The sequence below is a fragment of the Halothiobacillus neapolitanus c2 genome, assembly GCF_000024765.1.
Classification (GTDB): Bacteria; Pseudomonadota; Gammaproteobacteria; order Halothiobacillales; family Halothiobacillaceae; genus Halothiobacillus; species Halothiobacillus neapolitanus.
On sequence record NC_013422.1, the window covers coordinates 1,685,108 to 1,700,703 of the forward strand.

Here is a 15,596-nt window from a genome sequence, read left to right on the forward strand (position 1 = left end):
AGCGCCCTTGCACTGAAAGGATCAGACAGATGAGCGAACACGCCCCCTCGATTCTGCTTGGCGCGGGCACGCATCCGGCCAGTATTCAAACCCGCATGATCAACCGGCATGGCTTGATCGCGGGCGCTACCGGCACCGGAAAAACCGTGACCCTGCAAGTGCTCGCCGAACAATTTGCCCAACTTGGCACCCCTGTGTTCGTGGCGGACATCAAAGGCGACTTGTCCGGCATCGCCGCAACAGGTACGCCCCACCCCAAAATCAGTGCACGCGCCGAAAAAATGGGCCTTGAGCCCATGCACTTTCAGGCCAACCCGGTCATCTTCTGGGATGTACACGGTGAAAAAGGTCACCCCTTCCGACTGACGATTTCAGAGATCGGGCCTGTTGTTCTGGCTCGGCTGTTGGGGCTGAATGAGCTTCAGGAAGACGTGCTCAATATGGCATTCCAGATCGCTGACGATCAAGGTCTGCTGCTGCTCGATTTCAAGGATTTCGAGGCGTTGCTGCGCCACCTCGATGAAGCGGGCGAGGAATATCAATCGCAATACGGTCGTATTTCCAGCGCCAGTTTGGGCGCCATCATGCGCGCAGTCACCGGTTTCAAGCGAGAAGGGGCGGAAAAACTCTTCGGCGAACCAGCCATCGCGCTTGATGATCTGCTCATTCAATCCGACACGGGCGCGGGCATGATCCACGTGCTGGCCGCAGATCGGCTTTATCGGGAAAGCCCGAAGGTCTACGCGGCCTTATTGCTCTGGCTGCTCTCGGAATTATTCGAGCAGATGCCCGAGGTCGGCGACCTTGATGCGCCAAAATTCGTGCTCTTCTTCGATGAAGCGCACCTGTTGTTCGACGATGCCCCCAAACCGCTGATCGACAAGATCGAACAGGTGGTTCGTCTGGTGCGTTCCAAAGGCGTAGGCGTTTATTTCGTCACCCAGAATCCGCTCGATCTGCCCGAAACCGTATTGGGCCAACTCGGCAATCGGGTGCAACATGCATTGCGCGCATTTACGCCACGCGATCAGAAAGCCGTGCGTGCCGCCGCGCAGACCTTCCGTAGCAACGAAGCGGTGGACGTAGAAACCGTCATCACTCAATTGGGCGTCGGTGAAGCCTTGGTTTCTTGCCTCGATGCCAAAGGCATGCCCACACCGGTCGAGCAGGTACTCATGCGCCCGCCGATGAGCCGCATCGGCCCGCTCACTGATGAAGAACGCGCCGCCATCATGCAACGCTCACGTTATCGGGGGCGGTTTGACACGCCCGTGGATCGTGAATCGGCGTTTGAGCTGCTCAAGCAGCGTACGGAAGAAATGCACCGTCAGGCCCAACTGAGCGCACAAAACGCCCAAGAGGAAAAAAATGCGCAGTCCCCCGGTCGAACCAGCCGTCGACAAACACCGATGGAGGCGTTCATCAGCAGCACAGTCCGCGCCATCGGCAGCCAGATCGGACGGCAATTGATCCGTTCGCTGCTGGGTAGCTTGAAACGCTGAAACGTCCAAACAGGGAACGGGAAATACACGCTGGCGAGGGACATTCAGCAAAAATTTCCGCATAATGCCACCTGTTGCGCCAACGGAATCGACCGTTCGAGTCCGAAGCCGCCTGTTAATAACGAGGCGAGGCAATAAAGCCCCGCCAAAGCCCGCATGTTTGCTGCGAGGGCTTGTTACCTCGCCAGAACATCGCCCTACATTTGATATGAATGCTGCTGGCCTTTTGCCCGCAGGTGACAGCCCGATTCCAAAGGAGTACCCGAGTGACTGCATACCAAGATCAAGATCCGCAAGAAACCCGCGAATGGCTCGAAGCCCTTGAAGCGGTCGTTGCCGTTGAAGGCACTGACAAAGCGCGGCACCTTATCGGCAATCTGATCGAGGCGGCCCGCAAACACGGTATCGACACGCCCTACTCGGCGACTACTCCGTACATCAACACCATTCCCACTGAAAAAGAACCCACCTACCCCGGCGATCGCCAGTTGGAACAGCGCCTGCGCGCCTTGATCCGCTGGAATGCCATGGCCATGGTCGCTCGTGCGAACAAGCACACGTCCGTGGGCGGTCACATCGCCACCTTCCAATCCAGCGCCACCATGTATGAAGTGGGTTTCAACCATTTCTTCAAAGGCCACGATCACCCCGATGGGGCGGATATGGTGTTCTTCCAGGGCCACGCCGCGCCGGGCATGTATGCGCGTGCTTTCCTCGAAGGCCGCATCAGCGAAGAACAACTCGCCAATTTCCGTCAGGAAGCCCATCTCGATGGCGTGTCTTCCTATCCGCATCCCTGGTTGATGCCAACCTTTTGGCAGTTCCCGACCGTTTCGATGGGTCTGGGTCCGTTGCAAGCCATCTACCAAGCACGCTTCATGAAGTACATGGACGCCCGCGGCATGTCACCGATGAACACCCGCAAGGTCTGGGCGTTCCTCGGCGACGGCGAAATGGACGAACCGGAATCCACTGGCGCCATTGGCTTGGCCGTGCGCGAAAAGCTCGACAATCTGGTGTTCGTCATCAATGCCAACCTGCAACGCCTCGATGGCCCAGTGCGCGGCAACGGCAAAGTGGTTCAGGAACTGGAAGGCAGCTTCCGTGGCGCAGGCTGGAATGTCATCAAGGTGCTCTGGGGTCCTGGCTGGGACGTGTTGCTGCAAAAGGATACGTCCGGCAGACTCATGCAGTTGATGATGGAAACGGTCGATGGCGAATATCAGGCCTACAAGGCCAAAAACGGCGCTTTTGTTCGTGAAAACTTCTTCGGCAAATATCCTGAAACCGCCGAACTCGTCAAGAACATGACCGATGAAGAAATCTTTGGCCTGACCCGCGGCGGCCACAGTCCGCGCAAAATGTACGCGGCGTACAAGGCAGCCACCGAACACAAAGGCCAGCCGACCGTCATCATCGCCAAAACCATCAAAGGTTATGGCATGGGGCCATTCGGCGAAGGCGCGATGACGGCGCACAATCAGAAGAAGCTGGATGTCGACGGCCTCAAATACTTCCGCGACCGCTTCGGCCTGCCCATTTCCGATGCGCAACTGGAAAACGACGTTCCCTTCTACAAACCGGAAGATAGTCACGAACTAATCAAGTATCTGCACGAACGCCGCAGCGTGCTGGGTGGCTACCTGCCCAGCCGGGTGGATCGCGCGTCATCCCTGCCAACACCGGAACTGTCTGCCTTCGACATGATTCTCAAAGGCACGGCCGATCGCGAAATGTCGAGCACCATGCTGTTCGGCCGGATTCTCGCCATCATCTTGCGTGATAAAGAGCTTGGCAAACGCGTTGTCCCGATCATCCCCGATGAAGCCCGCACCTTCGGTCTGGAAGGTTTGTTCCGCCAGGTCGGCATCTACGATCCGGCCGGACAGTTGTACGAACCCGTCGATGCTGATCAAGTGTCATGGTACAAGCAGGCCACCAACGGCCAAGTTTTGCAGGAAGGCATCAACGAAGCCGGTTCCATGTCCTCCTGGCTGGCCGCCGCCACTGCCTACGCCAACTACGGCGAGGCTATGATTCCGTTCTATATCTACTACTCGATGTTCGGCTACCAGCGCGTGGGCGATCTGGTCTGGCTCGGCGGCGACATGCGCGCGCGCGGCTTCATCATCGGTGGTACCGCCGGCCGCACCACGCTGGAAGGTGAAGGCCTCCAGCATCAGGACGGTCACAACCTCGTCTTCTTTAGCGCGGTGCCCAATTGCAAGGCCTACGACCCGACCTACGGCTATGAGATGGCCGTCATCATCCGTGCTGGCCTGCAGGAGATGTTCACCGATAAAAAAGACGTGTTCTATTACATCACCGCGATGAACGAGAACTACCCGCACCCTGCCATGCCCGAAGAGAATCGGGATCAAATCGAGCAAGGCATCCTGCGTGGCTTGTATCCGTTCTCCAAATCCAAGGCGAAGCACAAAGCGCGTGTTCAACTGCTCGGTTCCGGCACCATTCTGCGTGAAGTGGAAAAAGCCGCCGCAATGCTGGAAGCAGATTGGAAAGTGGCCACCGATGTCTGGTCGGCTACGAGCTTCAGCGAATTGGCAAGAGAAGGTCAGGCCTGCGTTCGCGAGAACCGCCTGAACCCGGAAGCACCACAAAAAGTGCCCTACGTGACGGCCACATTGGAGCCCACCCAAGGCCCCATCATCGCCGCAACCGACTACATCCATCTGTATACCGAACAGGTGCGCTCATTCATGCCGCGCCGCTACGTCACGCTGGGCACAGACGGCTTTGGTCGTTCCGATACCCGCGAAGCATTGCGTAAATTCTTCGAAGTGGATGCAGCCAACATCGTGATCACGGCGCTCAAGGCACTGGCAGACGAAGGCACCATCGCCGCGTCGGTTGTCTCGCAGGCCATCAAGAAGTACGACATCAACCCGACTCTGGGTATGCCTTCTTCACGTTAAGACTGGATCGTCGATCGCCCCGCCAAATGGGGCGCATCACATTGAACAATTTTGGATTGAACATTTTTGGAGCACGCGAATGACCGTGAAATCAGTCCCCTTGCCGGATATCGGCAACTTCAAAGACTTGCCTGTCATCGAAGTCCTGGTTGCCGCAGGCGACCGGGTTGAAGCCGAGCAATCACTGATCACGCTCGAATCCGACAAGGCCACCATGGAAATCCCCGCGCCGTTCGCCGGCGTGGTGAAAAAGGTGCTGGTCAAAACGGACGACACCGTCAACGTTGGCGACATCATTGTCGAAATGGATGCAGATGACGCGGCAAGCCCAGCACCGGAACCAGCCAAGACAGCACCAGCCGCGGTAAGCGCACCGGCGCCTGAACCAGCCGCACCTGCTCCCGTAGAAGCTGCGCCTGAGGTAGCTCCGGCAACAATGCCCGCAACTGCTCCAGCGAACGAAGAGAATACAACCTACCCCATCAACTCACCGACGCCAGGTGCTGTGTTTCACGCCAGCCCTTCCGTACGCGCATTTGCCCGCACGCTGGGCGTGGACCTTGCCAAAGTCAGCGGGACCGGGATAAAAGGACGTATCCAGAAAACCGACGTCACTGCATTCGTCAAAAACACACTGACTCAAGCGACAAGCCCGGCGGCAACAGCCGGTGGCTCGATTCCACCGCTGCCCAGCATCGACTTCAGCCAGTTCGGCGAAATCGAAACCGTGCCGTTATCCCGGATTCAAAAGCGTTCGGGCAAGCATTTGTCTACCTGCTGGCTGAATATTCCGCACGTCACCCAGTTCGATGAAACCGACATCACCGATCTCGAAGCTTTCCGCCAATCGCTGAAGGCACGCGCGGAAAAAGCTGGCGTCAAGCTCACCCCGTTGGTATTCATTCTCAAAGCGGTTGCGCGCGCACTCGCCGACTACCCCAAATTCAACGCCTCACTCGATGTCAGTGGCGAGAACCTGATTCTCAAGAAATACATCCACATCGGCGTGGCTGTCGACACACCCAATGGCCTCGTCGTCCCCGTCATCCGCAACGTCGATCGAAAGGGCCTGTTCGAACTTTCAGCCGAACTCGCCGAAGTGAGCGCCCGTGCGCGGGATGGCAAATTGAGCCCGGAGGATATGTCCGGCGGCTGCTTCTCGATCTCCAGCCTCGGTGGCATCGGCGGCACACAGTTCACTCCAATTGTGAACGGGCCGGAAGTTGCCATTCTCGGTGTTTCCCGCTCGAAAATGAGCCCGGTCTGGAACGGTGAAACCTTCGAACCGCGCCTGATGCTACCGCTCGCCCTGTCCTACGATCACCGCGTGATCGATGGCGCTCAGGGTGCCCGCTTCATCACCGCTCTCTCGGCTGTGCTGAGTGATTTGCGCGAACTCATTCTCTAAATAGATTCTCACAAGGGACACCGACATGGCATCACTTGAAACCATCAAACTGCCCGACATCGGCGTGTCCGGCAAGGTCGAAATCATCGAAGTTCTGGTTGAAGCCGGGCAGATCGTCGAAGCCGAAACCTCGATGCTCACGCTGGAATCCGACAAGGCCACCATGGAAATTCCGGCGCCCAAATCCGGCAAGATTGTCGAATTGCTGATCAAGGTCGGAGATCAAGTCGGCACGGGCGACCCGATCGCCACCATGGAAGTCGCCACAGAATCCGCTGGCGAATCAGCCCCTGCGGCCGCAGAACCGGCACCCGCCGCACCCAAGGCCGAGGCGACTGCCGCAACGGCAACACCCGTCGCCGCACCTGCCGATCTAAATGCAGATCATCAATGCGACGTGGTGGTTCTGGGTGCAGGCCCCGGCGGTTATACCGCCGCGTTCCGTGCAGCGGATCTGGGCAAGAAGGTCATCCTGATCGAGCGCTTTGAAAAAATTGGTGGCGTGTGCCTGAACGTTGGCTGCATCCCGTCCAAGGCCCTGCTGCACGTATCCGGCATTCTCAACGAAACCCGCGAAATGGGCAGCCACGGCATTACTTTTGCCGAGCCGAAAATCGATCTTGATGGCCTGCGGGGCTTCAAGAACGGCGTGATCGACAAGCTCACCGGCGGCCTCAAGCAATTAGCCAAACAGCGCAAGGTCACCATCCTGCACGGTGTCGGCCACTTTGCCAGCGCCAACCACATCCGCATTACCGCAGCCGATGGCAGCCAGAGTACCGTTCAATTCGAACACGCCATCATTGCCGCTGGCTCTCAGCCGGTAAAACTGCCCTTCATTCCGCACGATGATCACCGCGTTATCGACTCGACCGGTGCGCTCGAATTGGCGGATATCCCCAAGCGGATGCTGATCATCGGTGGCGGTATCATCGGTCTGGAAATGGCGCAGGTCTATGCCTCACTCGGGAGCAAGATCACCATTGTCGAACTGGCGGACAACATCATCCCCGGCGCGGATAAGGATCTGGTTCGCCCGCTGCTCAAAGACATCAAGAAGCGCTACGAGAACATTTATCTCGGCAGCAAGGTCACCGGTGTCACCGCCACCGCCGACGGCTTGGATGTGACCTTTGAAGGCAAATCCGCCCCGGCAACCGATCGTTTCGACAGGATTCTGGTCGCTGTCGGCCGCGCGCCAAACGGTCGCAAGCTCAATCTGGAAGCGGCCGGTGTCACCGTCGATCAGCGCGGCTTCATCCCCGTAGACGCGCGGATGCAGACCAATGTGCCGCACATCTTCGCCATTGGCGACATCGTCGGCCAACCCATGCTGGCCCACAAGGCTGTGCATGAAGGCAAAGTCGCCGCGGAAGTCATCTGCGGCATGAAATCCGCCTTCACGCCGATCACCATCCCGAGCGTGGCCTACACCGACCCGGAAATTGCGTGGGCTGGCAAAACCGAAGATCAACTCAAGGAAGAAGGCATTGCCTATGAAAAAGGTGCCTTTCCGTGGGCGGCATCTGGCCGATCGCTCAGCATCGGTCGAGATGAAGGCCTGACCAAGGCGCTGTTCTGTGCAGAAACCCACCGCCTGCTCGGCGTCGGCATCGTCGGCCCGAACGCAGGTGAGCTGATTGCCGAAGCCGTACTCGCCATGGAAATGGGCGCCGACATGAGTGATATCGCCCTAACCATCCACCCCCACCCGACGCTCTCGGAAACCCTGGGCTTCGCAGCGGAAATGGCCGAAGGTACGATTACAGATTTACTGCCGCCCAAAAAACGGTAGAGAGGGACAACGCCCCCTCAACTATCAATTAGGCTGGACGTGTGTCAACTTGGCATAGCCGATGAGTGATGATGCGAGATGAGCCACTGCCCATGATGATTCTCGTACACAAAGGTGTAACGCGCAGGCACATCCGCAGTTGAGCCATCAGCCAACTCGACTCGAAAAGTATACGTTCCCGCATCGGTTATTTTGTTGCAGCCCAGCCGTACGGTGCGGTGGGTGATAAAGCCAACCGGTTTTTTCTCCAAAAAATGAACGAAATAGTCGGTGATTTCATCACGATTTGTCCGTGGAATATTCGACACCGTGGGCAACAAAACCGCGTCGTCTGCATAGCATTCTGCGACCCGACGAGCGTCTAGCGACTTCAGTGCGTTGTTCCAACGATTAAACAACTCCTCCGCCAATTTGCGCGTTGCAGGAGCACACACTGCAAGCGATCGCTCACCTGCAACTGCATCAATCGCCTCGGTTGAGTTGGTTCTTGTTTCACCTGTGATGGCATGTCCTTTACCCCGAAACGAAGCGCTGAGACTTACACGCTCATGTCCTTCCGAATCGTCATTTAAAAAACGCGTTCCGCTGACGCGAATGGGGTTAGGCTTAATCAAGGGATGCTCCAGCAGATCAATGGAATTAATTAGGCGCCTAGTTTCGCGTTATTTCGCAGTAACCACAAGCGATGAATCTCGCAAGGACGAGCCCCACGTAAACTTGATACCGTCAGGACGCACAGACGGCACGCCATGCCCTGAATCCCTGCGGATATTTTGTATCGATCATAATAACCAAGCCTGCTTTATACATAAATATTATTCATTATAAGTTTTTTATGAAATTGATTATTCTACTGACCCCATGTGCCAATAACGATCTCGTTTGACTTGAGACACCTTAACCGCCCAAGAGTGACCTATCTTGATTGAATACAGCGTTTTTATTTTGCTTGGTATTTTTTCTGGGCTGATTGCCGGGCTCCTCGGCATCGGAGGCGGGCTGATCGTGGTGCCCGTACTGCTTTTTTTGTTTCCTCTGATTGGTCTGGGCGACAGCCCGCATTTGGTGCATTTGGCGATTGGCACATCATTGGCGACCATCCTGTTCTCATCGATGGCTTCCATTTATACCCACCACAAAAATAAGGGCGTCCTTTGGGATGTGTTTATCCGCATCGCGCCCGGCATTGTGATTGGTTCGATTTTGGGTTCCACCATCGCCCATCTTTTGCCCGGAGAAATTCTCAAGAAGGTGTTTGGTGTTCTTGAAATTCTGATTGCCCTTCAGATGGCTTTTGGCCGAAATCCAGCGCCGACACGGACGCTACCCTCCGGTGTGCCCTTAAGTTTTTTTGGGGTTTCTGTCGGTGCGGTTGGCACGATCATGGGTATGGGCGGCGGCGCACTGACGACGCCTTTTTTCATGTGGTGTAATGTTGCCGCGCGCAACGCAATGGCAACCAGTGCGGCCATTGGTTTGCCCAATGCGCTCGCAGGCGCTATCGGTTACATTGTAACGGGATGGGGCCAACCGGATTTACCGAGCTGGTCCATTGGTTATATTTATCTGCCTGCACTGTTGGGCATTGTGATTCCCAGCCTCTTTTTTGCACCGATTGGCGCCACTTTGACGCACCGGCTGCCCGCCAAATTACTCAAACGCTTTTTTGCCATTATGCTCGTCCTACTCGGTCTGAACATGTTGATACACTAAGACGGGGACTCGATAGAAGATGAAACGCGCCATTTACCCCGGTACCTTTGATCCCATTACCTTCGGCCACATTGATGTCGCAAGGCGGGCAGCCCACCTCTATGATGAGGTCATCGTGGCAGTCGCTGCCGCATCAACCAAAACACCTTTATTCAATCTTGATCAACGATGCGAGCTAGCCCTGAAGGCACTTGAATGCTATCCCAATATTCGTGTCGAGCCGTTTGGTGGCTTGCTCGTTGATTTTGCCCGTCAATCTCAATCCTGCTCGATTGTACGGGGATTGCGTGCCGTGTCTGATTTCGAGTCCGAGATCCAGATGGCGGCCGTCAACCGTCGACTGGCGCCGGAAATCGAAACGGTTTTCCTTTCCCCCACCGAGGAACTGGGCTTCGTTTCGTCCAGTATCGTGCGTGAACTGGCCCGTCTGGGCGGAAACGTCGCCAGTTTCGTGCCATTGCACGTGGTGGATGCGTTAAAAGAAATCATCACGCATGAACAGGCCACAAAAGCCGGGGCAAACATGCTAAATTCACCCCACTGATTTTCGACATAGTGCCTGAGAGGAGTGAACCATGTCCCTGTTGATTACCGATGAATGCATCAACTGCGATGTATGCGAGCCGGAATGCCCGAATGGTGCCATTTCGCAAGGCCCGGAGATCTATGTGATTGATCCGAACCTATGCACGGAATGTGTGGGCCACTACGATACGCCACAGTGCGTTGAAGTGTGCCCGGTGGACTGCATTCCACTCGATCCGGACAACCGCGAAACCCATGACGAATTGCTGGCCAAGTACCATTTGATCAACGATTGATCCATTCCCGGTTAAAAGCCGGGACAGAACGACAAAACCCGCCCAGGAAATTCTTGGGCGGGTTTTTTTGTTGCATTCCAATCAAGGAAATCGAGAAATCAGTATGGCAGACGCGATTCGATCGCCAGCGTCAATGTACCCAAAGTCTCAAACCAAGCCGAGTCGATTTCATCATCTGAAAGGACAAGATCAAAATGATCTTCAAGCGCCGTGAGCAGCAGAACCACCCCCATGGAATCGAGCTCGGGCAAGGCGCCGAGCAATGGAGAATCCGCCGTTAGCCGTGCCGACTGAACATCCAGCCCCAGAGTGGAAATCACCGTCTGACGAACATCGTCAAAGATAACTGAATCAGCCGCTTCACTCATGCTTTACCCTGCTGTCCCTCGGGAACACAGATAGCCGTTCTGCCCTGAAAGTAAGGCCGCAGTGCAAGTGGCAGCGCGATACTGCCATCGGCCTGTTGGTGGTTTTCCAGCAAGGCGACCAAAGTGCGACCAACGGCCAGGCCCGAACCGTTCAAGGTATGCACGAGCTGCGGCTTGCTTTCGGCATCACGCACCCGCGCTTGCAGGCGCCGCGCCTGAAAATCGGTGCAGTTGGAACAAGATGAAATTTCACGATAAGTGTTCTGGCCCGGCAGCCACACTTCCAGATCGTAGGTTTTCGCCGCCGAGAAGCCCATATCGCCAGTGCACAACTGCATGACACGGTACGGCAATTCAAGTGCCTGCAAAACGGCTTCGGCATGGCTGGTCAGTGCTTCGAGTGCGGCGGCAGAATCCTCAGCCCGTACAATTTGCACCAACTCGACCTTGTCGAACTGATGCTGCCGGATCATCCCCCGAGTGTCGCGGCCCGCCGCACCGGCTTCCGCACGGAAACTGGGTGTGTGCGCCACATAACGGCGGGGCAAATCGTTGGCCGACAACAACTCATCACGAACCAGATTGGTAAGCGGTACCTCAGCCGTGGGGATCAGATACCAATCGGCATCGCCATTTAGTGCAAACAGGTCTTCACCGAATTTGGGCAACTGACCGGTACCGAACAGGCTCTTGTCATTGACGATGTAGGGCACGTACATTTCGGTGTAACCGTGCTGGTTGCTATGAAGATCGAGCATGAACTGCGCGAGCGCACGGTGCAGGCGCGCCAGATCACCGGCCAAGGTCACAAACCGTGAGCCGGTCAGTTTCACCGCCTGCTCGAAATTCATCCCGAGTGCGGCGCCCAGCGCGACATGGTCCTGAACGTTGAAGTCGAAGGTTTTGGGCGTGCCCCAACGGCGCACTTCGATATTTCCGGCTTCATCTTCGCCGAAGGGGACGTCTTCCGCCGGTAGATTGGGCACAAGCGAAAACAGGGCATCCAGCTCGGATTGAATCTCGCCCAAACGCTGTTTGGCTTGGTCGAGTTTCTGCCCCAAGCCACCGATTTCGGCCATCAAGGAGGAAATGTCTTCGCCAGCGGCCTTCATCTTGCCGATCAGCTTCGACCGACTGTTACGTTCGGCTTGCATCTGCTCGGTGTCGACCTGAACCTGTTTGCGCTCGTTTTCGAGCGCGGCAAACCGGGCCACGTCGAACGTGAAACCGCGGCGCGCCAACTGCGCGGCTACCGCCTCGGGGTCGGTGCGAACTAACTTGGGGTCAAGCATAATGGGAAATTCTTTCTGTTGAGTCGCCCAATCAGGCGATGTATTGAACTTCGGTGATTTCAAACACCCGCTTGCCGCCGGGGGCATCGACGGTCACTTCATCACCCAACGATTTGCCCACCAACGCACGGGCAATCGGCGAATGAACAGAGATCATGTTGGATTTGATGTCGGCTTCGTCATCGCCCACGATTTTATAGGTGATTTCTTCGTCGCTATCCACATCCAGCACACGGACAGTTGCACCGAAAATTACCTTGTCGGAAGGAGGCAAGCGGCTTACATCAATTATATTTGCATGGGAAAGCTTGGCCTCGATCTCTTTGATCCGGCCTTCTACGAACCCCTGCTCTTCACGCGCGGCATGATATTCGGCATTTTCCTTCAGATCACCCAGATCACGCGCTTCGGCAATCGCCTGGATGATGCGCGGACGCTCAACGCCACGCAGTTGCTTGAGTTCGGCTTCTAATTTGGCCGCTCCGGCGGCCGTCATTGGCGTTTGCATTACACTTCACACTCTTTATGCAGGTCTTGCAGCCGATTGACGGAAATCGGCTGCTGCAGGTAAGCCAGCGCAAGGGCCATCGCCTCGGCACCCGCCATCGTCGTGAAATAAGGAACACGCTGATGCAAGGCTTCACGACGGATCTGAAACGAGTCCGAACGTGACTGGTTGCTACTGGTCGTCGTGTTGATGATCAGGGTGATTTCCTTGTTCTTGATCATATCAACAATGTTAGGGCGGCCTTCGGTCACTTTGTTCACCGACTCGACCGTCAATCCCTGTTCAGTCAAATGGCGCGCGGTACCGCGCGTGGCGCAGAGCGTGAAACCTTGCGCAGACAGGGCACGAGCCACGGCGGCTGCCGCAAAATAATCCTGCTTTCGCACAGATACGAAGGCCAGACCGGAAGTCGGCAATGAATTGCCAGCACCCGCCTGAGCCTTGGCAAAGGCTTCGCCGAATTCACGACCGATGCCCATCACCTCACCGGTTGATTTCATCTCGGGGCCGAGCAGCGGATCGACACCGGCAAACTTGATAAACGGGAACACCGCCTCTTTCACCGCATAGTACGGCGGTACGCACTCACGCGTGACTGACTGTTTGGCGAGCGATATGCCTGCCATGGCGCGCGCTGCAATCTTGGCGAGCGGTATGCCCACCGCCTTGGATACGAACGGTACCGTCCGGGACGCGCGCGGGTTGACTTCGATGATGAAGATTTCATTGCCTTGAATCGCAACCTGAGTGTTCATCAGACCAACAACATTCAGCGCCTTGGCCATGGCGGTAACCTGAGCACGCACCTCGGCCAGGACCGGCGCGGCAACCGTGTAAGGAGGCAGTGAGCAGGCGGAGTCACCGGAGTGCACCCCGGCCATCTCGATGTGCTCCATCAGGCCGCCGATGACGACGGTTTCGCCGTCGCACACCGCGTCGATGTCCATTTCCGTGGCATCGTCGAGGAAGCGATCCAACAGCACCGGTGAATCATTGGATGCCTTTACTGCATCGCGCATGTACCGTTTCAGTCCTTCTTCGTTATGAACGATTTCCATCGCCCGGCCACCCAGCACGTAGGATGGACGCACAACCAGCGGATAGCCGATTTGTGCGGCGAGGTTGATGGCCTCGTCCGTCGAGCGGGCCGTACGGTTGGGCGGCTGCTTGAGCCCCAGTTCGGAAATCATGGCCTGGAAACGTTCGCGATCCTCTGCCCGGTCGATGGCATCGGGCGTGGTGCCGATGATGGGCGCGCCTGCTTTTTCGAGATCGCGCGCCAGTTTCAGCGGTGTCTGACCGCCGAACTGCACGATGACGCCCTTCGGTTTTTCAACGTCGATGATTTCGAGCACATCTTCGAGCGTCAGTGATTCAAAATAGAGTCGATCGGAAATGTCGTAATCGGTCGAGACGGTTTCCGGATTGCAGTTGACCATGATGGTCTCGAAGCCATCTTCCCGCAGCGCGAGAGCAGCATGGACACAGCAATAGTCAAACTCGATACCCTGCCCGATCCGATTCGGCCCGCCGCCCAGGATCATGATCTTGTCGCGTTGGCTCGGTTCCGCCTCGCAGAACTGCTCGTAGGTGGAATAAAGGTAGGCCGTATCGGTGGGGAATTCTGCCGCGCAGGTATCTACGCGTTTGAACACGGGGCGAACACCCAAGCCATGCCGATGCGCGCGCACGGTGCTTTCGGTTTCATCCAGTAATCGTGCTAGGCGACGATCGGAGAAGCCCATGCGCTTGATGCGCCACAGGGCGTCGCGATCCAGATTCAGCAGGGACTGGCCACGCAATTCCTGTTCTTTACGGATGATCTGCTCGATCTGAACCAAGAACCACGGGTCGATTTTCGAATGCTCGTGAACGTCTTCCAATGTAAAGCCATGACGGAACGCATCGGCCACATACCAGAGTCGGTCGTGACGCGGTTCGCGCAACTGACGAATCAGCTCGTCTTCGGCATCCTCGGCATCGAGATTGCGGTCGAGAATTTCATCGAAGCCATCCACGCCAATTTCCAGACCGCGAAGCGCTTTTTGCAGCGATTCCTGGAAGGTACGACCAATCGCCATAACCTCGCCGACAGATTTCATCTGAGTCGTCAAGCGGCTATCGGCCTGTGGGAATTTTTCGAAGGTGAAGCGCGGAACTTTGGTGACCACGTAGTCGATGGTCGGTTCGAACGAAGCGGGCGTCGCGCCCTGCGTGATTTCGTTGCGCAGTTCATCCAGTGTGTAACCCACGGCCAGTTTCGCGGCCACCTTGGCAATCGGGAACCCCGTCGCCTTTGACGCCAATGCGGAAGAACGGGACACACGGGGATTCATCTCGATCACGATCATGGCGCCGTTTTCGGGATTGACCGCAAACTGGACGTTCGAACCGCCGGTTTCAACACCGATCTTGCGCAGAACCGCCAGCGAGGCATTGCGCATGATCTGATATTCCTTGTCGGTGAGCGTCTGCGCCGGAGCCACAGTGATCGAATCACCGGTATGCACGCCCATCGGATCGAAGTTTTCGATGGAACAGATGATGATGCAGTTGTCGTTACGATCACGCACAACCTCCATCTCATACTCTTTCCAGCCGAGTACGGATTGCTCGATCAGCAGTTCGCTCGTGGGCGACAGATCCAGCCCGCGGCGAACGATTTCTTCATATTCTTCACGGTTATAGGCAATCCCCCCGCCGGAACCACCCATGGTAAACGAGGGGCGGATAATGACTGGAAAACCAAGGTCGGATAATGCGTCAAAGGCCTCTTCAAGCGAATGGACAACAACTGAAGATGGCGTCGAAAGGCCGATATCAGCCATCGCTTCACGAAAACGCTCTCGGTCTTCGGCCATGTCAATCGCATCTTCGCTGGCACCGATCAATTCGCAGTTGAATTTTTCGAGCACACCGTTGCGCGCCAGATCAAGCGCGCAGTTAAGCGCCGTTTGCCCGCCCATGGTGGGCAATATGGCGTCGGGACGCTCTTTCTCGATGATCGCAGCAACCGTCTCCCAGTTGATCGGCTCAACATAGGTGGCATCGGCCATGCCGGGGTCCGTCATGATCGTAGCCGGGTTGGAGTTGATCAGAATGACCCGATAGCCCTCTTCTTTCAACGCCTTGCAAGCCTGCGCGCCGGAATAATCGAATTCGCAGGCCTGGCCGATCACGATGGGACCGGCGCCGATAATCAGGATACTTTTTAGGTCGGTACGTTTTGGCATGGCAAATTCACACAGTTAAC

General features: G+C 56.4%; 12 protein-coding genes. 7 read left to right on the forward strand and 5 right to left on the reverse strand.

Annotation, left to right across the window (positions count from 1 at the left end):
* Positions 1–29: 29 nt before the first annotated feature.
* The 4 genes from HNEAP_RS07770 to lpdA all read left to right on the forward strand — a co-directional run bounded on the left by HNEAP_RS07770 (position 30) and on the right by lpdA (position 7,641).
* Positions 30–1,502 carry a helicase HerA-like domain-containing protein gene (locus HNEAP_RS07770; protein WP_012824415.1) on the forward strand — a complete coding sequence of 491 codons (1,473 nt, stop codon included), beginning with the start codon at positions 30–32 and terminating at the stop codon, positions 1,500–1,502.
* Positions 1,503–1,768: 266 nt separating this feature from the next.
* The gene (gene aceE, locus HNEAP_RS07775; protein WP_012824416.1) at positions 1,769–4,438 is read left to right on the forward strand and encodes a pyruvate dehydrogenase (acetyl-transferring), homodimeric type; all 2,670 of its coding nucleotides are present in this window, start codon (positions 1,769–1,771) and stop codon (positions 4,436–4,438) included.
* A gap of 79 nt (positions 4,439–4,517) precedes the next feature.
* A complete protein-coding gene (aceF, locus tag HNEAP_RS07780) occupies positions 4,518–5,846 on the forward strand; it encodes a dihydrolipoyllysine-residue acetyltransferase (protein WP_012824417.1) in 1,329 nt (442 codons plus the stop codon).
* Positions 5,847–5,871: 25 nt separating this feature from the next.
* Entirely contained in the window at positions 5,872–7,641 is a 1,770-nt protein-coding gene (gene lpdA, locus HNEAP_RS07785; protein WP_012824418.1) for a dihydrolipoyl dehydrogenase, read from the forward strand.
* A gap of 44 nt (positions 7,642–7,685) precedes the next feature.
* Here the strand turns inward: lpdA and HNEAP_RS07790 are convergent, their stop codons facing one another.
* Positions 7,686–8,255, reverse strand: a complete 570-nt coding sequence (locus tag HNEAP_RS07790) for an SgcJ/EcaC family oxidoreductase (RefSeq protein WP_012824419.1) — start codon at positions 8,253–8,255, stop codon at positions 7,686–7,688.
* A gap of 307 nt (positions 8,256–8,562) precedes the next feature.
* On the opposite strand from HNEAP_RS07790, the gene HNEAP_RS07795 reads away from it, so the two are divergent.
* From HNEAP_RS07795 to HNEAP_RS07805, 3 genes are read left to right on the forward strand one after another with little or no spacing between them, the layout of a single operon-like run.
* Positions 8,563–9,354, forward strand: coding sequence for a sulfite exporter TauE/SafE family protein (locus tag HNEAP_RS07795; RefSeq protein WP_012824420.1), 792 nt, complete (start codon positions 8,563–8,565; stop codon positions 9,352–9,354).
* 19 nt (positions 9,355–9,373) lie between these two features.
* Positions 9,374–9,898, forward strand: a complete 525-nt coding sequence (gene coaD / locus HNEAP_RS07800) for a pantetheine-phosphate adenylyltransferase (protein WP_012824421.1) — start codon at positions 9,374–9,376, stop codon at positions 9,896–9,898.
* A gap of 31 nt (positions 9,899–9,929) precedes the next feature.
* On the forward strand, positions 9,930–10,175 hold the full coding sequence (locus HNEAP_RS07805) for a YfhL family 4Fe-4S dicluster ferredoxin (protein WP_012824422.1): 246 nt from the start codon (positions 9,930–9,932) through the stop codon (positions 10,173–10,175).
* A 98-nt stretch (positions 10,176–10,273) separates the two neighbouring features.
* On the opposite strand, the gene HNEAP_RS07810 is transcribed toward HNEAP_RS07805, so the two are convergent.
* The 4 genes from HNEAP_RS07810 to carB are packed head-to-tail and all read right to left on the reverse strand — an operon-like array spanning position 10,274 to position 15,576.
* Positions 10,274–10,543 carry an acyl carrier protein gene (locus HNEAP_RS07810; RefSeq protein ID WP_012824423.1) on the reverse strand — a complete coding sequence of 90 codons (270 nt, stop codon included), beginning with the start codon at positions 10,541–10,543 and terminating at the stop codon, positions 10,274–10,276.
* Complete coding sequence (serS, locus tag HNEAP_RS07815) at positions 10,540–11,835, reverse strand: serine--tRNA ligase (RefSeq protein ID WP_012824424.1); 1,296 nt, start codon at positions 11,833–11,835, stop codon at positions 10,540–10,542. Before serS ends, HNEAP_RS07810 begins: the two co-directional genes overlap by 4 nt.
* 31 nt (positions 11,836–11,866) lie before the next feature.
* Entirely contained in the window at positions 11,867–12,343 is a 477-nt protein-coding gene (greA, locus tag HNEAP_RS07820) for a transcription elongation factor GreA (RefSeq protein WP_012824425.1), read from the reverse strand.
* Positions 12,343–15,576: a carbamoyl-phosphate synthase large subunit gene (gene carB / locus HNEAP_RS07825; RefSeq protein ID WP_012824426.1), complete on the reverse strand. Its 3,234-nt coding sequence runs from the start codon at positions 15,574–15,576 to the stop codon at positions 12,343–12,345. Before carB ends, greA begins: the two co-directional genes overlap by 1 nt.
* Positions 15,577–15,596: the final 20 nt, after the last annotated feature.

Excerpts from the sequence above, each read along its gene's own strand:
- HNEAP_RS07770 (WP_012824415.1), top strand. The coding sequence starts at position 30 with ATGAGCGAACACGCCCCCTCGATTCTGCTTGGCGCGGGCACGCATCCG.
- HNEAP_RS07805 (WP_012824422.1), top strand. The coding sequence starts at position 9,930 with ATGTCCCTGTTGATTACCGATGAATGCATCAACTGCGATGTATGCGAG.
- aceF (WP_012824417.1), top strand. The coding sequence starts at position 4,518 with ATGACCGTGAAATCAGTCCCCTTGCCGGATATCGGCAACTTCAAAGAC.
- lpdA (WP_012824418.1), top strand. The coding sequence starts at position 5,872 with ATGGCATCACTTGAAACCATCAAACTGCCCGACATCGGCGTGTCCGGC.
- HNEAP_RS07810 (WP_012824423.1), bottom strand. The coding sequence starts at position 10,543 with ATGAGTGAAGCGGCTGATTCAGTTATCTTTGACGATGTTCGTCAGACG.
- greA (WP_012824425.1), bottom strand. The coding sequence starts at position 12,343 with ATGCAAACGCCAATGACGGCCGCCGGAGCGGCCAAATTAGAAGCCGAA.
- serS (WP_012824424.1), bottom strand. The coding sequence starts at position 11,835 with ATGCTTGACCCCAAGTTAGTTCGCACCGACCCCGAGGCGGTAGCCGCG.
- carB (WP_012824426.1), bottom strand. The coding sequence starts at position 15,576 with ATGCCAAAACGTACCGACCTAAAAAGTATCCTGATTATCGGCGCCGGT.
- coaD (WP_012824421.1), top strand. The coding sequence starts at position 9,374 with ATGAAACGCGCCATTTACCCCGGTACCTTTGATCCCATTACCTTCGGC.